Genomic DNA, 21,594 nt, shown 5'->3' with positions numbered 1-21,594 from the left:
GTCAAGCTCCTTCGCGGGCCGTCAGGTCCGCAGACCTCACCACCAGGCGCATCGCCCAGGGAGGCACGTCGTGTTCCAGATAGCGGTCGTCGCAGAATACGAACGCGGTATCGTAAGGGGGGCGCCTCTCGGGGTACGTCCCGACGCCGTCCGTGAAGTACATAAGGCCGCGGAGGTTCCTGAACCCCCCGTCCCGCACCAGCTCGTCCACGTAGGAGAAGACCGGGCGGAAGTCCGTCCCGTTGCCTCCCCTCAGCCTGAAGGAGGATGCGAGCCTGCGCATGTCCCCCTCGCTCCGCACCACGTCGTCGGAGCGGACCTCGTCGTCGCACTGTATGACGTGGATGTTCGCCCTGCCTTCCAGGCCGGACTGCCTGAGGACGGAGAACGTCTCTTCCAGGAACGCCATGACGGGACCGCGCATGGTGGACCCGGACGTGTCTATCGCCACCACGAACTCGTCCACCCCGGGCGATTCGGACACCTCCAGGGAGTCCACGAGCGGCATGTTCCCGTAGTGGGAGAGGCCGTAGGTGTAGTATATGGGATCGAACTCGTCCATGCTCTCGCGCACTCCGCTCCGGCGGGTCATGAACTTCCTGAGGAACGACCTGTAGTCGTACCTCCTGCGGTTTCTTATCCTGAGTATCGAGAGGAACGCGTCCGTCCCGGACGAGGTCCTCCTGGCGAACCCCTCCACCTCGGTCATGGCCTGTTGAGCCAGCTCCCTCCACATCCCGGCATCCCCCGTGCCGTGGGATTGGTCCCTGTCCCTGTCGAAGAGACGCAGATAGAGGTCCAGCTGCCATTCCGATATGCTGGAGAGCTCCTGCGCCACGAGATCGGGCGCGGGGGCCCCGGCGCGCCTGAAGATCTTCTCGCACGCGTACATGCGGTCGTCCCTCTGGGGAACCGTGACGTGCGGGGTGTCCAGGGTGTCGAGGACGTACTCGACCACCATGTCCTCGGCCAGGTGCCCGTGGACGGACATCCCGGGGGAGTCGTGCCCGAGGATGCAGTGTAGGACGCAGTGAGCCAGCTCCCTAGTGACGAGGTTCCGGTCGTTGCGGTAGTCGGAGATCACAGTATCTTCATGGAACGTCACGGTGACGCCGTCGCATTCCGGCCTCCCCTCGCCGGGGAGCACCCTCCTCTCCAGGGAGAGCACGGCCATGGTCAGGAAGCGCATGTCCAGGCAGAGCCTGCTGGCCGCCGCCGAGACGATCTCCTCCGCAGCCTCGGAACGGTCCATCGCCTGCCTCCAAGGCGCTCCCTCTTCGCCCTTGCGAGGGCGGCGTCATCGTCGCTCAGCTCCCCCATGAGATAGTTGAACCTGGCCGACGGCAGTCTGAAAACCTTGTCCGTGCGTATGTACGACCTGGAGTCCAGTCCGGCGTCGTACGGGTCCATCGGGCGCATGCACCTCTCGGGATCGTGCGGGTGGGTCGTGACCATCAGCACATCGTAGGTGTCCCCCTTCCTGCCCAGCACTATGACGGGACGGTCCTTGGAGCCGTGGCTGCCGTCGAAGGGGACGTCCGCGCTCCAGACCTCCATCGGCCTGGGGTTTCCGCGTCCTGTACTGGGCTTCATGCCCCGGTATCCTCGGGAATCGTTATAGTCATGACGGCGGTCGCGGGATTACGTTTAAATGGTTGATGTGAATCAGGGGATTACCGGAGCAATTCATGGGCAAGTAGATCAGCCCGGTAGATCGCTACGTTCGCAACGTAGATGTCGCGCGTTCAAATCGCGCCTTGTCCACCATCCTTACCTATCCATACGTTTTCGGATACCTTTGGTCTGTCGAGGGACACTGTCTTGTCCGATTGCTGTGATTATAATCGATAGATTTGGTGCTCGGGTACCGACCCTGTATGGAACATCCCCTTACGATCGGGCTTTGTCGGATAATTGGATCGCACACCTTTTCAGCATTTTGAACCTGCCGATTTTGCGTTCGATCTTCTTCACCATGTTCCTGTACTTCTTCTATCCGATGAGTGGTCCGAACATGTGCTGGAACCTGAGAACATGCGTTCGTATCGGACCTCATGCCATACCTGAACCTTGCATGGTCCTGAGGGGTCAGTCTCTTCGAATCCTCGAAACCAATCATCCGACAAAGCCGATCCGCAGGTAATTTTTATGTTCTTAGGCACGCATATCGAATCCAAGAGGTGGGAACGGCAACCTCTGTTGAGAATGCCTCCCCTCCCCCGATTGTGATGAATCGGGGGGGGGGGCGGGGCACTTCGTGTTCCTCACCACGGTTTTGCGTTCCGACGCAGAGCCGGTTCCGCCTTCGGGGCCGGCCATCGGACATCCATTGCCAACAGGACGGCCCATCCGATATGGAGGCAATCCAATGGACAAAGAGAAGAACCGCCTGATCGGTGTGGCGGCGATCGTAGTGGTCATAGTGGCCATAGTCGCCGCAGCGCTGGTGCTCACAGGCGACGACGATCGCGGAGGGGACGATGAACCAGAGGGCGTCCTCTTCGAACTCACGGTGTCATCCAACGATGGAGGCTCCGTGTCGCCCGCGGGGACCACAAAACTGGCCGAGGGCACCACACAGACAATCACGATAACACCAGATTCCGGATTCATCGTGTCCGACGTCCTGTTGGACGGTGGATCGGTCGGGGCCGTGACCTCATTGAAGGTCGAGATGGACGGCAACCATGCCGTCGAGGTCGTGTTCATCAAGGAGACCGAACCTGTGCCGGTCGAACACACCATAGCCGCGTCCGCAGGTGCCGGAGGGAGGATAAGTCCATCCGGCGAGGTGAAGGTGGCCGACGGTGCGGACCAGACGTTCACCTTCACGGCCAACGGCAGCTACAGGGTGTCGCAGGTCACCGTGGACGGTAAGACCGTCACGGTGACAGGCAACAGCTACACCTTCGAGGATGTGAAAGGGGACCACACCATCTCCGTGACATTCAGGTACATCGGCGGCGGAGGGGGCGGAACGACCCCATCTGTGACGCTGACAGGAATCTCTGTGACCACACCGCCCGACAGGACATCGTACATGGAGGGGGAGGCATTCGATCCGACGGGGATGGTCGTCACCGCGTCCTACTCCAACGGCTCTACCGAGGAGATAGCCGGCTATACATACTCACCGAACGGGCAGCTGGTCGTGACGGACACGAACATAGCCGTCACGTACCAGGGGAAGACCGCGACGGTCAGCATCACCGTGATATCCGAGAGCTCCATCGTGACGGGAATAGAGGTCACCAAGATGCCCACCAAGACCCATTATTTCGATGATCAGGCGTTCGATTCTACGGGGATGGTGGTCTCCGCAGTGTACGATGGAGGTGTGAAGATACCCCTGAGTACCAATGAATACGAAGTTAGACAATCGAACGGGACGGTCACGATCGCCTACGCCAGTGACGGATCCATAACCACCCCGGTCAATGTCACTTACGACAAAGTCATAAAGGACCTCGACGAGCTGAAGTACTTCCGCGACAAGGTGAACGCCGGAACCAGCTACGGTGGAGAGACGGTCACACTCGGGGCCGACTTCGATTTGAACAACGAGGAATGGATTCCGATAGGCTACCCGGTGGCAGAGATCGTGACGCTCGCGGGTACAAACGCTGTCGATCCATTCTTCGGAGGAACCTTCAACGGAGGCGATAACAAGATCAGTAACCTGACCATCACCTTGCCCGACGGAACCAGTGTGGGGTTGTTTGGTAAGATCATAGGGGGATCTGTCACGGGTCTGACTATTGAGAATGCCAACGTTCAGGGCAAGTCAGAGGTGGGCGTTATCGCTGGATCGTGCACAGTAGACATCAGCGGCTGTAATATCACGGGTCTGGTGAAGGTCGAAGGCAAGTACAAGGTCGGAGGCATAGTTGGTTACATCTATGGGGATGTCACCAATTGTATCATTGCCGCATCCGAGGGAAGCTACGTAAGAGGAACGTATGAAATGGCACACTTCGAAGGAGACAACGTCGGAGGTGCCATAGGATACACCGGAGAAGGCAACTTCACCCATAACGGCATTGATGTTTCCGGACTCGTCGTCGAGGGGACCAGGAAGGTCGGAGGGGTGATCGGATACCTGCACTACGGGGTCACCGTGAAGAATTCGTCATTCACGACCGGTACCGTGATGTCTAACGCTGAAGGAGACTACGCGACCTCAAACAAAACGTTCGTTGGCGGAATTGTAGGCGAATTCAGTGGTGTGAGCAACTATGCCAATTCATCAATTACCGATTGTACTGTGACAGATGCTGTGATCTCGGGTCCCGATAGGGACTATCTCGGAGAGATTTACGGAGGAACCAGGAACAGCAGTGATAAGTTGACAGCCTCTGGAAACGAATCCACCGGTGTGACCATCATCGATCCCGATACGGTGAGGATCGGTAGCGTCGATGAACTGCTCGATTTCGCCAGTAATGTGAATTCTGGACAGTCAATTAACTCTAACGTGATCCTAACGAATGACATAGACCTCAAAGGAGTGGAATGGACCCCCATAGGGCTCAACGCAGATGGCGGCGACAAGTTCAAGGGGACGTTCGACGGACAGAACCACACGATTTCCAATATGAATGTGCATACCGGGACAGGGTACACCGCTGCCGGGTTCTTCGGTGCCCTCAACGGAACCGTCAAGAATCTCATCTTCGATGGTGCCACTGTCAAACACATCTCTGCCCTCTCCAGTGATGGAGGCACAGACAACGGAATAGCCGTCGTTGCCGGATCCATCTATAACACTGGAACCATCGAGAATGTGATCGTGAAGAACGCTACTGTCGAAGGTAACAGGTACGTCGGCGGTATAGCGGGATACGTCTACGGCTCGATCACCGGCTGCACCGTGGAGGGTGTCGAGCTCAAAGCCACACCCGACAACCTTACTGGGAGTTACGACAACGGTGACAAGGTCGGAGGGATCGCAGGATATGTCGGAGAGGGTAGCCACACACTCATTGGATGTTCAGTGAGCAACACCGTGATCACCGGATATAGGAACCTCGGGGGGATCGTCGGGACCAGCCACAAGAATCCGACGGAATGCACCGTGGAGAACGTGACGATCATACATGACCGTAACGTCATCAAAGATGCACCCTCTCAAGGCAACCAGTCCGGGATCATCCTGGGAACTAGGATAATCACCGGCCCCGTGGACGCTTCGAACAAGGTCCAGGGCACAGTGACCACGGACGATGTCGACGTCCTTGAGGGAGCGATCAGCCTGTCATCCGGAAGGCTGGACGTGTCTCTCGCAGGAGGAACATACACCCCCCATACAGACTACAATATCGATGTGGCCTCAGGCAAGCATGTGACCATCGGACCGACCTATGGTGCCGCTGTCGTGTTCGATGGCAGATTCAAAGTGACAGGAGCCCTCGAGATCAGGGACATCACGATGAACACGAGCCATAAGGTTACAGATGAGATTTCGCAATTCGAGTACACCGGCGTCGCCCTCATGAACACCGGTTCGTTCACCGCGAAGAATATCATATTCTCCATCACCCAGACCAATGGCACTGCGATCACTGCCTGGTGGTCCACCGGCAAAGGTACGGACATTATCGTCGAGTCATGCACGTTCGATTGCGGTGGCAATCGTCCGATAAGGTCGGATGCGAACGTGACCGTCCAATCATGCACCTTCAAAGATCCTTACAGGTATGCTGTGCAGATGACCTCCAAGGCGTCCACGATGACTGCGGAGAACGCCACCGTCAATTTCAACAGCAACAGTATTGTCGCTGGCAACACCACCTCGAACCCTGTCTACGGCGTTCAGCTCGAAGGAGAGACATACGGGTGCTCCAATCTGATCATCAACGGAAGCGGCAACACAATCGACCTCGGCACCACCGGTAAGACTTCTGCCATATACTACTGTGAGTGCAACCTCGTCGATGAGTCCACGATCACATGGAACACCGAGAACGATCCTGTTCATGAGACCGGGATCTCCTATGTCTATGAGAAAGTGGACGGGAATAAAGTTCTGACCCAGGTCAACATTGCTACCGTGGATGGATTCGTCAAGTTCAACGAGACGATGTCCGATTACAAGACCGGGAATGTCACTGTCCAGATCCTCACAGACATCGACATGACCGAGAAGAACTGGACTCCAATCTATGTTACCGGGCAGAGCGGAGCAGGGGTGATGACCATCGAGGGCAACGATCACAAGATCACCAACCTCAGTGCACCCCTGTTTGCCGGAGGATTTGCAGGAAGCAGTGGAATAGTGATCAAGGACCTTACCATCGCGGATTCTACACTCGAAGATGAGTATAAGGATGAGGATGGTAAGTATGTATACGCATCGACCGGATTCGGTGCATTCATCTGCTCTGTTGATTCCATGCCTTTGATCACTCTTGAGAATTGTCATCTTGTCAATACCACGATTACGAGTGGAACGGGCGCCCGTGTCGGAGGACTCATCGGATGGAACTCCGGATACAGTAATACGAATGACGGATCCGTGGAGACCGTCGTCACCATTACCAGATGTAGCGTCGAGGGATGCAATATCACCTCAAAGGGAGCCGTCGGAGCGATTGTTGGTCACGCCGGTGCCAGCGACTGGACATGCAACACCATCAGCGACTGTGTGATCAAGAACTGCAATCTAAAATCCACCGATGATGGAGATTGGAGGGTCGGAGTCGTCGTGGGAACCGCTAACGTCGGAAAGGTCACCATCTCCGACATCACCGAATCGGACAACAGACTCCATCAAACCGATAAGACCGCTCCCGCAGGTCAGTCCGATCTCTACGGACGCTTCGTCCCAGGAACTACGGGAAAGCTCACGATAGATGGAGTCGCCATCGGATCGGCTGGTAGCTGAGCAGGTATCGAAAGGTCGGTCTATCCGACGACAAACCGTTTAGGTCCGGGGCCGACATCTCCGGACAAACCCCTTGGTACGATCACTACCATCTTGGCCTGACATGGTCGTAACGAGGTCTGCCGTTATTTCTGAAGTAGAGTCAATCCAGGCTTTGTTGGATGATCTGTCTCGAGTGTTCGATGGGGCTGATCCTCCAGGGCTGTGCGAGGTTCGAGTATGGTCTTGTCTACCATTTTTCTATCCAGACGTCCTCGGAGACCCCTGTTTTTCACTTTACATCGTTACCGTTTCATGTGCCGATGGCGTCCGATTCTGGTCTATATAGCGCTGATGCGATTGCACTAGCATGGTGGAAACGAGAAGGTACATGTTCGAGGAGCTCTGCAGGATAGCGGGGTCCATCGCCGAGTCCTATGGATGAGACAGGTGTACTTTTTCGGTTCCAGAGCACGAGGTGACAATCGCCCTGACAGCGACTTCTGTGTTGTGACGCCTGGTGACTATGGTCTCTTTGGAGTGGGCGGGTTCTTCGCCGATCTGAGAGATACCCTCGGGTTGGAGATCGATGTCGTATGCGAGGAATCCCTCGGGACGACCTTAGCGAGCGGGTCTTTAGTGACAGAAAGCACCTCTATGAGGCGTGACATGGGCATTCTCCGTGACATCGCGAAGTCTTTTCCGTTGGTCGGAGTTATACATCCTGACATTAGAATACGTCATGGTGTTTTATCTTATAACTATCGACAGTGCTACAGATTATGATTGCTAACGATAGATTTATGTTCGAATCGCAAGTTACATAGAATTGCCGTAAGGCGGGAAGTCCGCATATGTCGTGACTCTCCACTTTCACGGCATATGCGGGACCGTCCCGGCAGGAGGTGAAAGGATCCTCGTGATCATCACTGAAAGCCGTCACCACGGTTTTCGCCTGACGATCATCACCGAACACGGTGTGATCGTTATCGACATTCCGTAAGGAACGCCGAGGACTGATGCGCCTAACGCATCCGGCTCCCTAGGGAGCCGTTACACCTCTGTCATAGGGATAGTTTTGGATTGTATATATACCAATCCTCATCTGGAACCGTGACGACGTGCCATGATGAGAGTCAGTAATGCATGGCAACAGAATCGTTCCATCCGGATATGGTCATCTACACACGGAGATTGCCGCCAATCCCACGGAACCTTTCAGTGGAAGCGCGGCGATAGAAAGCACAAGATGCTGGATGTCGGGGGTCCGTGCGTTCGTATATGCGTTGGTCGGCGAGTACGTTAAGGAGAATGTCCAGAGACTGTTCTCGACATACAAGTGGTGTACGATTCCGATACGGAATCCTTCTTCCGTGACAAGGTGATGGAGATAGGAAGAGGGTTCAGATACGGTACCGACCTTCGTTCATATAGCGAAAACGTCATCCCATGCACATGAACGATGTGAGGGAGTACACGTTCGAGGAGCTCTGTCAGATAGTCGGGGCCATCGCCACCGAGTACGGGATGCTCAAGGTTTACCTCTTCGGTTCCAGGGCCCGCGGCGACAATCGCCCTGACAGCGACTATGACTTCTGTATCGTCGCACCCGAGGGCATGGGCCTTTTCAAGATGGGTGGATTCTACGGCAAGCTGGAGGAGGCCCTTGGCACGGAGATCGACATCGTCAGCGAGAGGGCTATGGGAGACGACTTCAGCAAGGAGGTCCTCAGGGACAGGAGACTCCTCTATGAGGCGTGATATCAAGAGTCTCAACCTTATCATCAGGTATTGCGACGACGTAGCATCGGACATCGCGCGCTTTGGTGACGACATTGAGGATCTGATAGGTGACGAATCGTATCAGAGGTCCACCGCCGAGTCCATCGAGCTCATGGGCGAGAGGGTCAAGAGGCTCTCCGATGACGTCACGTCCCGCTTCAAGGAAGTTGATTGGCACGAGATCTGCAAGATGCGCGATTTCATGGCGCACCAGTAAGAGGAGGTAGACCTGGGTTTCCAGTGGTCTACTATGAATGATGACCTCCCGTTCTTGAAGCAGTATTGCCAGAGGATCGTGGCGACCCTCGAATCGGAATCCGATGAAGATGATGAGTGATCGTTGATGACGATCATACGATCGTCTCGCAGTTCCACCGAAGGTTTTGTGCATTTTCACGAGGAAGTACTCGTCGGGTTCCTCGAAGCGGTCGTCCATAGGGAGATAGAGGTCGAATGCTCGAGTGACGGGAAATCCTGGGGTAAATCCCTGAGAAATGTAGAATCCGAGAATGGTCTAACTGTATTTTCGTGAGATCTAGGCTGTCGATGAAACGTTATTCCGTGATAAATCTGTTGTATACAAATCGTTATTTCGTGAAAAATCATACTCTAACGAATCGTTATTTCGTGATTATTTTATATCTGTAACGGGTGTTACCATCGTGTCTGGCATCTCGTTGAAGCGTAAGGTCCGCGATAGGCTTCTGGAGTGGAAGGAGAGGAGTCGCGGTTCGACGGCACTCATGGTCAACGGTGCGAGGAGGGTGGGCAAGAGCTACACCTGCATCGAATTCGCCAGGACGGAGTACGCTTCCAGCATCATCATAGACTTCAACAACATGAGCCCCGTCGTACGGGACATATTCGAGAACGACTCGTACGACCTGGACCGCTTCTTCTTCAGGATATCCGCGTTCTACAAGGTGAAGCTGCACGAGAGGGATACCGTATTCGTATTCGACGAGGTCCAGATGTATCCCAAGGCAAGGGCCCTGATAAAGTATCTGGTGGCGGACGGCAGATACGATTACATCGAGACCGGATCGCTGTTGTCCATAAGGACGAACGTGAAGGACATAGTGATCCCCTCCGAGGAGGAGGGCATAGACATGTTCCCCTTGGATTTCGAGGAGTTCCTGTGGGCGATGGGCGATCCCGCCACGATGGACGTGGTCAGGGATTCGTTCGACAGGCTGGCCCCGATAGGGGAGGCGTTCCACAGGAACATAATGGGGACCTTCAGGACCTACATGATGGTGGGAGGCATGCCGCAGGCGGTCCTGAAGTTCATCGAGTCCAGGGACCTGAACGATGTCGAGCGCGTGAAGAGGGGGATCCTGGACCTCTATCGGAAGGACATAGCCAAGTTCGCAGGGGGAGACGGCCCCAAGGTCCGGGGGATATTCGACAAGATCCCTTCCCAGCTCGCCAAGAAGGAGAAGAGGTTCGTCCTGTCCGCACTGGGAAGGAACGCGCGTCTCCGCGAGTTCGGCGATGCGTTCTTCTGGTTGTACGATTCCATGATCGTGAACGTGTGCGCCAACGCGTCCGACCCGTCATACGGACTGGTGATGAGCGAGGACGACCACAGGGTGAAGTGCTACATGGGGGACACGGGACTCCTGGTCACCCAGTCCATGGGACTGGACATGAACGAGGACCCGGACATACAGAGGATGATCCTGTTCGACAGGATAGGGCTGAACGAGGGCATGTTCATGGAGAACATCGTGGCCCAGGCGTTCCGTTCGCAGGGCATCGGACTGTTCTTCTACTCGAGGTCCGGCAGCGGGTCCAAGGACCGTATCGAGATAGACTTCCTGATTCGCAGAGGCGGGAAGGTCTGTCCCGTCGAGGTCAAGTCGTCATCGTTCGCCAGGCATGTCTCCCTGGACAAGTACCGGGCGAGGTTCGGGGAGCGCGTGGGGCAGCCGTACATACTCTATCAGAACGACCTCATGGTCCGTGACGGTATAGTGCATCTGCCGCTCTATATGGCGATGCTGCTGTGATTGGGGAATCCAGATCGATATGTCGTTGTTCAATCGAGAAAGAATCTACCTAAGCAGTAAGGATTCTAACGTTGTCTGGGTCGATATCTCAGTGTTTTTGAACAATGGGTGTTGTTCGATCTTAGAAAGGTCATGGAATAAAGGTCGCATTGACTATATTCTGGAATCCGAAAAGGAAGTATGACCTTCCATTCGAAGTTTTTAAGTTATGTATAATTGATATTGATTATAGTGTGCTTCAAATGCACACATGAGTATGTGGACTCATTTTTAGACTGGAGGCGTAATATGAATGGACCTAAAGTCTGTCTATTAACAATCGCGACCGTTTTGGTTGTAGGTATGTTGATGACAGTCCCTGTGAATGACACTGCAATTTCTGGTGAACCTGTTGGAACAGGTTCTTCAGAAGATGTATATTTGGCTGAAGTGGGGACAGAGAAGTATATGTCCTTACAGGATGCGATTGATAATAGCACTGGTGATGTGACAATCAAGCTATTGAGTGATATTAGCTATGGAACGATTAATCCCGGTTCAGTTTTGAAAACCGTAGCGACAATACCGAATGGCCGCACCATAGTCTTGGATCTCAACTCATACGATATCTCAGCACAGCTTCAAACTGATGCAGATACGTACGGGAATGCTCAGGTGATTCGTAATGAAGGAGTTCTGAAGATTACCGACTCTAGCGGTTCTCCAGGCACGATCAGTTCTTCTGCAACATATGGTTGTACATCGACTGTACGTAATCAGGGTGGAAGTCTGACCATTGAGAATATCATCATATCATCTCAGGGCGGAAATGCCATTCGTAATCAGAATGGGGATACTACAATAACAAGTGGAACCGTTTTTACCACTGGTGAGTTCAAGTCTTTTGACAACGGTACTGCTGCAATACATAATCGTGGCATCCTTACAATCAGTGGGGGGAATTTCTCCACAGAATATCAGGCTCCTGTATGGTATGGATCAGGTTCTGGACCTAGTACGACCATGATAAGCGGTGGAACTTTCAAATCAACCTATTCCGGTGTGGATGTGCAGGGAAGCGGTGGAACTGTCACGTTGACGGGTGGGACATATCATGTGGATCCCAGTGATTATGTTCAATATGATTGTTTCACATCCAAGGAATCCACTGGTTTCATTGTTATAGGTGCTAAGAATGAGATTTCTGTATCAAATATGGATGATCTTGAGAATGCATTGAGCTCTGCAGACTACAGCGGTATAACAATCATCGAAGATCTGACGATTGACAAGGAAATAACCTTACCCAATAATGCGTTTATGGAAATCTCACCTGGTATTACATTGACCATGGGTGGGGGGGGGGTACTGAATCTAAATGGCTATCTCCTCAATAAAGGACTCATCGATGTATCCACTATCGCTGATGGATACATCAATGATATGGGTCATTACGTAGACTTAGACGGGGAAATAATTGGTGTTCCGGGTCTCAATGATGGTGCGTACCACATAAAAACGGCCACTGAGCTGCAGTTGATGCATTTTGTGATGCTTGACAATTGTGATGATCGTGGTGTGTTTTCCAATGACATTGTTCTAGATAACGACATAGACCTCAATGGAATCAAGTTCTTGCCACTGGGATACGATGGAGAGGTAGCTTTCGGTGGGACATTATTCGGGAACAATCATACAATATCCAATTTGAAAATCGATCTTGCATCCGGGAGTATCGGCCTGTTCAGTGTCACGGAAGGTGCCAGTTTCCAAGATCTAACTATTGTGGGTGCAGATCTCCACACTCAGTCAGGAGTCATGGGTGCATTGGTTGGGGAACTTTATGGAAGTAGCAATTTCATCAATATCAAAATCTTTGGTGACTATGTAAATGATGCAAGCTACTACTGTGGAGGTTGGATTGGGTATCTGGGATACTACAGCAATACTCCAACTACGCAGAACTTCGTAAATTGTACGAATGAGATGAATGTTACAGGATGCTTCAATGTTGGTGCATTTTGGGGATCTTCGAGTACGGGGAGCGATCCAAGCGACAGATCGTCATATGTAACTATGATCAATTGTTCAAACACTGGAAATATAACTGCGACTGGTGGAACAATTGGAATCATAGGAGGATATGCATACAATGATGGTATTCTGTATAATTTCAAAAATACAGGTACAATAACGAAGGGAGACAGTGTTGTCAGCAATCCCACGTCATTTAGCAGTGGGAATCTTACGAATGAGACTGTGGATGTAGTGGCATATGTCTTTGATCTGGAGACTCAAAAAGTAGTGCCTTACAAGACATTGAATGATGCTTTTAACGGTGTTTCCGATGGAGAGACAATAACATTGCTCAGTGATGTTACAACGTCTGATAAGATTCAGATTTCAAAAGGGAGTATGGAAATCATTCTCGATTTGGGAGGTTATAAGATAAACATCGAAGGTTCGTCCGATGGAATCGATGAGCGTGATTTCATTTCTATCTCAGGAGGAGATACAACTCTGACGATTGTCAATGGGTCTATAAACGATAATCGTGGGAATGGCAAAGCTGTCGAATTCCGTACGATACACATAACCGGCGGTGTAGACCTCATTCTTGAGGATGTGACAATCAGTGCATATCCCCGTAGTGATAAGTCCTCTCCATACTATAACTACATAATTTATATGAATCCCAGTGGGAAAAACGGTGATGCCGCAGTGGGTTCTGTCGAACTGAGATCTGGTACCGAACTCAGGGAATTTGAGAATACATATGATACGTACGGGGTCGTAGGCGTGGCCATAATTGGTGCTTACGATGATGGAAATGCAGTGCCTCAGGATTACATCGGTATGAAGCTCACCGTTCTGGATGGTACGACGATAGACGTATCGGGCATCGCTATCGCGGGAAATGGTTCACGTCATGGAACCACGATTGACATACAGGGTGGAACAATCAAGGGAGCCCTGGGGGTGTATCATCCGCAGATGGGTATTATGACAGTGTCTGGATCGGGGACTACAATTGAAGGTGTGGATTCAGGTATCGAGATTCGTGCAGGATATCTGACCATAGACGATGGGACCATATCATCTACATCTTCCCCTACAGAGACACGTCCAGACGGGAGCGGGACCACGACCGAAGGTGCGGGATTGGCAATATCTCAGCATACGACAAAACTAAATTTGTCCGTGACCGTCAATAATGGAAAGCTCGTTGGATACTCTGCACTGTATCAGAGCAACCCAATGAATAACGATCAAGCATCCATAGACAAGGTATCGATCTCGATTACTGACGGATTGTTCAAAACAGATAACGGTGGCACACATCCGATATACAGCGAGAACCTCTCAGGATTCATTACCGGCGGTATGGTTTCGTTCTTTGATTCCAGTAGGGATTCGAAGTATATTGCAACCGGTTATGTGGCTGAAGAGTCCACATTTGAAGGTTTGACAGTGTGGAAGGTTCAAAAAGCTATGGTTTTTTCAGATGGGGTGTACTACATCACAATTGAAGATGCCATTGCTGCTGGAATATCTCAGATGAGATTGGAGACAGATGTGATGCAGAATATTGTGTTCCCGTCTGGAACGGTTCTCATAGATCTCAACACATACAGTATCTCTGGAACTGTGACTAATGCCGGATCATTGACTTTTACTGGATCGGGGACTGTTGCATCTGTTTTGCTTTCTGCGACCGGGGCTACCTTATCAGTGAATGGTCCAATCGTCACTAGCGTCTCTGATAATGTCTCCAACTACCATATTGTGACATCGACCAATGGTGATGTAAAGACGTACAGTCTTGCCAGGGATTCGTCGGGAGGCGGTGGAACCATCACCCCACCGATAAAGCCTGATGAACCGAAGACTGACGTAGAGGAGCATCCAGACGGATCGACGACTGAGACGACTACCGAGACAATTAAGAATCCCGATGGTTCCAAGACCGAGTCGACGACTGTGGTGGAGAAGGACCCCGAGGGTAATGTAACAGGATCCATCATCACTGAGACCACAACCTCTGAGAAGACGGAGGGGGATGTGAAGGAGACCATCGTAGAAACTACTGTGATCGAGAAAGATTCCGAAGGGAACAGGATAGGGTCCACATCCAGTTTCACGACCACGACTATAAGCGGTACGACAACGACCGTGACCGAGAAGGAGGAGGTCAAGGATGCGGATGATAACGTCACGTTCTCTACTGAGAAGGTCACGGAGACTACCAAGATAGATGGTGGTTTCGTGATGTTAGAAACCACCGAGGTCATGGATTCCAAAGGGGATGTCACATCCTCCACGGAGGTCGTCAAGGCAGAGTCCGATGATGGTAGTGTTAGGACCGAAGCTATGGTGGACTCTGAAAGTACCAAGGTTAATACCACCGTGTCCGTTTCGTCTGGACCGGTGGACGATGCTTTGATACGTCAGGCTGTAGTTCTGACCGAGGCAGTATCGGAAAAGGTCTCTGCCGAATCCTCTGGTAAGGTTATCCAGATAGGGACCGATTCGGAATCGACTGCGGATATTACACTCAGTCCTGGGTCAATGATCGCCATAATGGATATTGGAGCTGAATTCAAGGTCGTGTGTCAGACTGGGTCCATGCATCTTGATTATGATGTGATCGGTACCCTTACCGAACCAGGAAAGGATGTCACAGTCCGGATGTCGGAGTCCGATGATTCGGATCTTACGGAGGCTCAGCAATCCTCTAAGGGAGATAGTTTCGGGTTAATCCTGACGGCGACTGTTGGAGCTGACAAGTACCATCTGCTTGGTGGGACTGTTACGGTCATGATACCATACTCTGATTCCATGGGTGCAGATCCCAAGGCCCTTGGAGTATTCTACATCGACGGGGATGGGACACGTAAGTTCATGGAATCAGTGTTTGATGAGGCCATGAAGTCGTTCGTCTTCCAGACGGATCACTTTTCGTTGTTTGTCGTGGATGAATTGCCTGCGCCCGAATTAACCAATGATAGTAATACGATGGTCTACATCGGTGTTGCAATCGTTGTGATCGCTATCGTGTTTGTGGCTGTAGTGGCTCTACATAAGCGTATTTGAGGTCTCAGCCATTATGGCCCAGGTTTTGGATACTTGGGCCATCAAACTCTTTTCCATAATGTTTGAGTGATCATCATAGGTTGGAGGATCATCCTTTGAACGTCATATAATGGGGCATCGCCCCTCCATTCTCCACAGAATGCAAAGTCGCCTAGTAATTCCCAGGTCATCTGAATATTCTGTGTACATCCGTCGATGGATCCAGATGTCCATGTGCAGACAAGGTGAATCATTTTAAGACATCATCTCTCATAACATGCGTAGGATGGGTCCGGTGAAGATCCGTGGAATCCGAGAGAACCTCGCCGGGCCCCTGTTCGTAATGTCGAAGATCGGGTGGAACGTATCGATGAAGGCTTTGTTGAATGACTATCTGAAACCCCATTGGAAGGAGGTCCTCCTTCTTCTGGCTCTCACATTGCTGCAGGTCTTCGTACAGCTGCAGGTCATGGCCCACACCAAGAGCATTCTGGACGACGGTGTCGCGACCTCCGACATGGATTTCGTGGTGTCCTCCGGCATCAGGATGATCGCCCTGACCGTCCTGTACGGTCTTTGCATGGTGGCGGTGTCGTACCTGGCATCCCGCCTGACGTCGACCATCACCTGCGACATACGCAAGGACGTCTTCTCCAAGATCCTGTCCTTCTCGCAGTCCGATTTCAATCGTTTCGGCGGAGCCAGCCTGATGACCCGCGTGACATCCGACACCACGCGCGTCCAGATCTTCTTCATCGACATACTCCGCGATGCCATGCAGGTCCCGGTACTGATAATCGCCCTGACCCTGGCGGCGGCGTTCATAAACCCGACCCTGTGTGCGGTCCTGGTCGTGGCATTCGCGATAACGATGGCGTTCCTCTTCGTGAAGAGCTTCAGGACATTGCCGATGTTCATGAAGGTCCAGCAGAAGCTGGATGTCCTGAACGACCTGTTCAGGGAGAAGCTGGACGGGGTCCGTACCATCCGCGCCTTCGGAAGGCAGTCCCACGAGATGCGCAGGTTCGATGACATGAACGACGACCTAAACGAGGCGTCGTACCGTGCATCGCTGAAGCTCTACTACCTCACGCCCGTGGGTCTCCTGGCGATGAACCTGTGCATACTCGTGATATATTATCTGGGATCCATGGAGCTGCAGTCGGGCATCGTGGAGATCTCCGACCTCATCCTGTTCTTCCAATACATAACCTACTTCATCAGCTGTCTGGCAATCGTGCCTTTCATCGTGAGGGTCATACCGAAGACCATCGTGGCATCGGAGAGGCTGGAGGAGGTCCTCGGCACCGAGCCGTCCATGGATACGGCCGACGATGTCCAGGTGGCCTCGGGCAGCGACATAGAGTTCAGGGACGTGTCCTTCGGATATCCAGGTGCCAAGAGCGTCGTGTCCGGGATAAGCTTCAAGGTGAAGGCCGGGACGACCACGGCGCTGATAGGCTCCACGGGTTCCGGCAAGACTACGATAGTGAACATGGTCAATCGCATGTGCGACCCTACGACGGGAAGCGTCCTGATCGGAGGGGTCGATGTCCGCCGGATGGATCTCGTCGCACTGAGGGATTCGGTGTCCGTCGCGAGCCAGAGGACGATGGTCCTCAACGACACCGTGTACGCAAACGTGTCCATGGGGTCCGGCATATCACGCGAGGATGCGTACGAGGCGTGCAGGCTGTCGCTATTCTCGGAGGCCCTGGACGGGATGCCCGACGGTCTGGACACGGTCATGGCCCAGGGAGGGATGAACGTCTCCGGGGGACAGAGGCAGAGGCTGTCGTTGGCGAGGGCCGTGGCGAAGGATGCAGACGTCTATGTGTTCGACGACTGCTTCTCCGCGTTGGACGCCAAGACCGAGGCCGCGGCCAGGAGGAACATCAAGGAGCATCTGAAGGGGAAGACCGTCCTGATGGTCGCCCAGAAGATCAGCACGATCCGCGATGCGGACAACATCATAGTCATGGACAAGGGCAGGATAGTCGCACAGGGGACGCATGAGTCCCTCATGCGGGAGTGCGGGCTCTATCAGGAGTTCCATGCCATACAGTCATACGTGTCGAAGGAGGGGATGGAGTGAAGGCACAGAGTCAACAGTCGTCCATGCACCTCCTCGGAAGGCTGTTCGCATACATGGGGAAGAACAGGAAGCTGGTATGGCTGTCCGTGGCCGTCATGGTCATCGGGAGCTTCGCGCTCACCTTCGCTCCCATGAAGGCGGGGGATGTGCTGGACTATCTCAGTGCATGCATGTCCGACGGGATTCCGATCGACCTGTCTCATGTCGCAATGGCCCTGGTGCTGATAGCCGGGCTGTACGTCGCGGGACACGGGTTCAGCATAGTGTCCGGGAGGTGCATGCTGAAGGTCTCCAGGGATGTGACGTACAACTTCCGCCGTTCGCTTCACAGGAAGCTCCACAACCTTCCGATCAACTACATGGACGTCCATCCCCACGGTGACGTCACCGCATGCCTCACCAACGACATGACCGCCATGGAGTCCCTGGTCGAGACGGACCTGGCCACCCTGATCAGCAACGTGATCGTTCTGGTCTTCGTGCTGCTGATGATGGTCGTGATCAACCCGATGCTCGCGCTCGTCTACCTCGCACTGATGCCCGTGGCGTTCCTGCTCACCAAGGCCATCGCCAAGAGGACCCGCAGGAACTTCAAGGTGCAGCAGGAGACCGTCGGGGAGCTGAACGGGTACATGGGAGACGTGATCTCCAACCATTCGCTGGTGAGGTCCTACAACATGGAGGGGCTCTCGAAGGATTCCTTCAGCGAGATCAACATGCGCTCCCACAGGTCGTATGTGAAGGCCAGGTTCCTGTCCGGGTTGATAAACCCCCTGAGCACGATCATAAACAACATAGGCTACATCTGCACCGCGGTCTTCGGGGCCTACCTGATCATGCAGGGCGACCTGACCATAGGGGGGTTCCTGGCATACCTGATGTACGGCCAGATGCTGAGCGGACCGCTCATATCCACCGCGACCTCGCTCGGGCAGATCCAGCTTGGATTCTCCGCCATGGAGAGGCTGTTCGACATCCTGGACACCGAGGAGGAGCCTGACGAGTCCGGGAAGGGCTCCATTGATCCCGCGTCCATACGCGGCGAGGTGAGGTTCGACGATGTGGTCTTCGGATACACCCCGGACAGGACCCTCTTCGACGGCGTCTCGTTCACCGCCGAACCCGGGACGGTCACTGCCATAGTGGGCCCGTCCGGCGCCGGCAAGACCACGGTCATAAACCTGCTCATGAGGTTCTACGAGATCCAGGGCGGAAGCATCACGCTCGACGGGATGGATACCAAGGACATCAACAGGAACGACCTCAGGAAGGCGTTCGGCATGGTGCTCCAGGAGTCCTGGGTGTTCGGCGGTTCCGTCGCCGAGAACATAGGCTACGGGAAGGAGGGGGCGACCATGGACGAGATAAAGGCGGCCGCCCGTGCGGTCGGGTGCGAGTCGTTCATAGAGACTTTGCCCGACGGGTACGATACGAGGATAAGCGAGGAGAACTCGGGGATATCCGTCGGGGAGAAGCAGCTGCTGGTCCTGGCAAGGACCGTCCTGTCGGACCCGAGGATCCTGATACTGGACGAGGCGACCTCCAACATGGACACCAGGACCGAGGCCCTGGTCACAAAGGCGATGGAGGACATGATGGAGGGCAAGACGACCTTCATCATCGCACACAGGCTGTTCACCATAAGGAACGCGGACAAAATCATTTTCATGAAGGGCGGGAGCATACGCGAGGTCGGTTCGCACGACGAGCTCATGGCACTGGACGGCGAGTACGCCGACATGTATCGCAGTATGTCCTCCTGAAGAGGTGTTTGAAGTGGATATAATCGAGAATATGAATGGAAGGGACCTGACGTTGAAGCTTACGGGGAGGCTTGACACCAACACCGCCCCGGAGCTGGATGCCAGGATCAGGAACATGGCGGGCATGGACAGCCTGACATTCGACATGTCCGAGCTGGAGTACATATCCAGCGCAGGGCTCAGGGTGATACTGTCGACCCACAAGGTGATGTCCAAACAGGGTGGCATGAGGATCATAAACGTCCGTGACACGGTGATGGAGGTCTTCGAGGCCACAGGGTTCACCGACGTCATGGATATAGAGTGAGGTGTGCCCCTTGGACATGGAAAAGCTGTCCCTTCCCGGGAAGATGAACATGGGGTGCTACGCTCAGGGGAAGCCCATCCTCTCCGAGTTGGAGGAGATGACCAAGGACCCTATGAGGTACAATACCGAGTTCCTTCTGAAATTGCTCGATGACAACAAGGACACCGAGTACGGGAGGGAGCACGGGTTCGCCGACGTAAGGTCCGTGGAGGAGTTCAGGAGACGCGTCCCGATCACCACCTACGACGACTATGCCGGATACATCTACAGGATGACAGAGGATGGTGAGAGGGACCTCATCACATCCTACAACGTCATCCACTATGCGAAGACCTCCGGGACCATGGGGAATCCGAAGAGGATCCCCGTATCCGACCGGGCGATGGGGATCATGAACAGGTACAACATCCAATGCCGCACCGCCATGACGTGCGACAACATGGGATTCGATTGGGTGGACGCGCCCACCCTCAACCTCATCGAGTCGCAGATGACGTATCTGAAGAGCGGTGCGACGTACGGTGCGATATCGGCCAAGGTGATCAGGGAGATGGGAGAGGTCCTGTCACAGCTCATGACCTCCCCCGAGGAGGCTCTGGTGCCCGATCCGAAGACCAACACACGTTACCTCCATGCCAGGTTCGCCCTGATGAACAGGGATGTCACCTATGTGTCGTTCAGCTTCTCCAGCATACTTCTGGAGCTGATGCAGTACATCGAGAGGGACTGGGAGATGCTGGTCGAGGACATCCGTGACGGGACGATAGACGAGAGCGTGAAGATGCCCGCCGATGTCAGGAGCAGCGTCCTGTCCAAGATAGTGCCTATGCCCGAGAGGGCCGCGGAGCTCAGGGCGATCTTCGAGCAGGGGTTCGACGAGCCGGTCATGCCGAGGATATGGCCGCGCATCGCACTGTTCTGCGGGGTCGCCACAGGAGGCTTCGCCTCCTATTACAAGAAGCTCACGGACCGCTATGCCGGTCCGAACGTCAGGTTGTGCTACGTCGGTCTGAACGCTTCCGAAGGGTTGCTGTCCCTGCCCATAGCCCTCGACGACCCGGACACCGTCCTGCTTCCGGACAGCATGTTCTACGAGTTCCTGCCGATAGACTCGGACGATCCGAACGACATCGTGGCCATGGATGGGGTGGAGGTCGGGAAGACGTATGAGATCATCATAACCAACCTGTCCGGATTCTACCGTTATCGCATCAGGGATGCCGTGAAGATCATGGGCATGCACAACAACACCCCGACCATACAGTTCCAGTACAGGATAGACCAGACCATCAGCATGCTCGGGGAGAAGACGACGGAGCTGGCCCTCAGGAATGCGGTCGATAGGGTCGAGAGGGACCTGGGATTCACGGTCACGGACTTCTCCGTCCTGAGCGATCCGGACCATGAGCCTATGCGTTACATGTTCCTGATGGAGGCCGTGAGACCGAAGACGCTGTCCCGCGAGGACATAGCCGCGGCCCTCGACCGCGACCTCTGTGAGAGGAACCCGTCATACGGGGACAAGGTCGCGAAGGGCATGCTGGACCGTCCGGGCCTGGAGTTCGTCCAGCCCGAGACATACCTCCTGTACAGGGACCTGATGATCTCCAAGGGGGCCTCGTCCGCGCAGCTGAAGCCGCCCAGGATAATATCGAACGACATACAGAAACGCTTCTTCATGGTCCTCCTGGACGAGGACCAGAGCTGAGAGAAACCGATTT

General features: G+C 53.9%; 12 protein-coding genes and 1 tRNA gene. 11 read left to right on the top strand and 2 right to left on the bottom strand.

Going from position 1 to position 21,594, the window contains the following annotated elements:
* Position 1 precedes the first annotated feature (1 nt).
* Positions 2–1,252 carry a VWA-like domain-containing protein gene (locus V5D86_RS03095; protein ID WP_414595233.1) on the bottom strand — a complete coding sequence of 417 codons (1,251 nt, stop codon included), beginning with the start codon at positions 1,250–1,252 and terminating at the stop codon, positions 2–4.
* Positions 1,177–1,593 (bottom strand): type II toxin-antitoxin system PemK/MazF family toxin, encoded by a 417-nt coding sequence (locus tag V5D86_RS03090; RefSeq protein ID WP_414595232.1) that lies wholly within the window; start codon positions 1,591–1,593, stop codon positions 1,177–1,179. The genes V5D86_RS03095 and V5D86_RS03090 overlap by 76 nt, the downstream gene beginning before the upstream one ends.
* Positions 1,594–1,690: 97 nt before the next feature.
* Between V5D86_RS03090 and V5D86_RS03085 the strand changes: the two genes are divergently transcribed.
* The 11 genes from V5D86_RS03085 (at position 1,691) to V5D86_RS03035 (ending at position 21,581) form a co-directional block, all read left to right on the top strand.
* Positions 1,691–1,767 (top strand) — tRNA-Ala (locus V5D86_RS03085).
* 601 nt (positions 1,768–2,368) lie between these two features.
* Positions 2,369–6,883 (top strand): InlB B-repeat-containing protein, encoded by a 4,515-nt coding sequence (locus V5D86_RS03080; RefSeq protein WP_414595231.1) that lies wholly within the window; start codon positions 2,369–2,371, stop codon positions 6,881–6,883.
* A gap of 420 nt (positions 6,884–7,303) precedes the next feature.
* The gene (locus V5D86_RS03075) at positions 7,304–7,648 is read left to right on the top strand and encodes a nucleotidyltransferase family protein (RefSeq protein WP_414595230.1); all 345 of its coding nucleotides are present in this window, start codon (positions 7,304–7,306) and stop codon (positions 7,646–7,648) included.
* A 669-nt stretch (positions 7,649–8,317) separates the two neighbouring features.
* A complete protein-coding gene (locus tag V5D86_RS03070) occupies positions 8,318–8,623 on the top strand; it encodes a nucleotidyltransferase family protein (RefSeq protein WP_414595229.1) in 306 nt (101 codons plus the stop codon).
* Positions 8,613–8,861: a DUF86 domain-containing protein gene (locus tag V5D86_RS03065; RefSeq protein WP_414595228.1), complete on the top strand. Its 249-nt coding sequence runs from the start codon at positions 8,613–8,615 to the stop codon at positions 8,859–8,861. Before V5D86_RS03070 ends, V5D86_RS03065 begins: the two co-directional genes overlap by 11 nt.
* 445 nt (positions 8,862–9,306) lie before the next feature.
* Positions 9,307–10,656 (top strand): ATP-binding protein, encoded by a 1,350-nt coding sequence (locus tag V5D86_RS03060; RefSeq protein ID WP_414595227.1) that lies wholly within the window; start codon positions 9,307–9,309, stop codon positions 10,654–10,656.
* A 348-nt stretch (positions 10,657–11,004) separates the two neighbouring features.
* Complete coding sequence (locus V5D86_RS03055; protein ID WP_414595226.1) at positions 11,005–15,729, top strand: hypothetical protein; 4,725 nt, start codon at positions 11,005–11,007, stop codon at positions 15,727–15,729.
* 349 nt (positions 15,730–16,078) lie between these two features.
* Positions 16,079–17,803, top strand: a complete 1,725-nt coding sequence (locus tag V5D86_RS03050; RefSeq protein WP_414595225.1) for an ABC transporter ATP-binding protein — start codon at positions 16,079–16,081, stop codon at positions 17,801–17,803.
* Positions 17,800–19,566 carry an ABC transporter ATP-binding protein gene (locus tag V5D86_RS03045; protein WP_414595224.1) on the top strand — a complete coding sequence of 589 codons (1,767 nt, stop codon included), beginning with the start codon at positions 17,800–17,802 and terminating at the stop codon, positions 19,564–19,566. Before V5D86_RS03050 ends, V5D86_RS03045 begins: the two co-directional genes overlap by 4 nt.
* A gap of 13 nt (positions 19,567–19,579) precedes the next feature.
* Positions 19,580–19,873, top strand: a complete 294-nt coding sequence (locus V5D86_RS03040; RefSeq protein WP_414595223.1) for an STAS domain-containing protein — start codon at positions 19,580–19,582, stop codon at positions 19,871–19,873.
* Between the two features lie 16 nt (positions 19,874–19,889).
* Positions 19,890–21,581 (top strand): GH3 auxin-responsive promoter family protein, encoded by a 1,692-nt coding sequence (locus V5D86_RS03035; protein ID WP_414595355.1) that lies wholly within the window; start codon positions 19,890–19,892, stop codon positions 21,579–21,581.
* Positions 21,582–21,594: the final 13 nt, after the last annotated feature.

The organism is Candidatus Methanoprimaticola sp. MG2 (assembly GCF_047501175.1).
Classification (GTDB): domain Archaea; phylum Thermoplasmatota; class Thermoplasmata; order Methanomassiliicoccales; family Methanomethylophilaceae; genus Methanoprimaticola.
This window is presented reverse-complemented; position numbering and strand designations above follow the sequence as displayed.

What these genes read in the sequence shown, in the direction of transcription:
- V5D86_RS03095 (WP_414595233.1), bottom strand. Translation starts at nt 1,252, where the DNA reads ATGGACCGTTCCGAGGCTGCGGAGGAGATCGTCTCGGCGGCGGCCAGC.
- V5D86_RS03090 (WP_414595232.1), bottom strand. Translation starts at nt 1,593, where the DNA reads ATGAAGCCCAGTACAGGACGCGGAAACCCCAGGCCGATGGAGGTCTGG.
- V5D86_RS03080 (WP_414595231.1), top strand. Translation starts at nt 2,369, where the DNA reads ATGGACAAAGAGAAGAACCGCCTGATCGGTGTGGCGGCGATCGTAGTG.
- V5D86_RS03075 (WP_414595230.1), top strand. Translation starts at nt 7,304, where the DNA reads ATGAGACAGGTGTACTTTTTCGGTTCCAGAGCACGAGGTGACAATCGC.
- V5D86_RS03070 (WP_414595229.1), top strand. Translation starts at nt 8,318, where the DNA reads ATGAACGATGTGAGGGAGTACACGTTCGAGGAGCTCTGTCAGATAGTC.
- V5D86_RS03065 (WP_414595228.1), top strand. Translation starts at nt 8,613, where the DNA reads ATGAGGCGTGATATCAAGAGTCTCAACCTTATCATCAGGTATTGCGAC.
- V5D86_RS03055 (WP_414595226.1), top strand. Translation starts at nt 11,005, where the DNA reads ATGACAGTCCCTGTGAATGACACTGCAATTTCTGGTGAACCTGTTGGA.
- V5D86_RS03050 (WP_414595225.1), top strand. Translation starts at nt 16,079, where the DNA reads ATGAAGGCTTTGTTGAATGACTATCTGAAACCCCATTGGAAGGAGGTC.
- V5D86_RS03035 (WP_414595355.1), top strand. Translation starts at nt 19,890, where the DNA reads ATGGAAAAGCTGTCCCTTCCCGGGAAGATGAACATGGGGTGCTACGCT.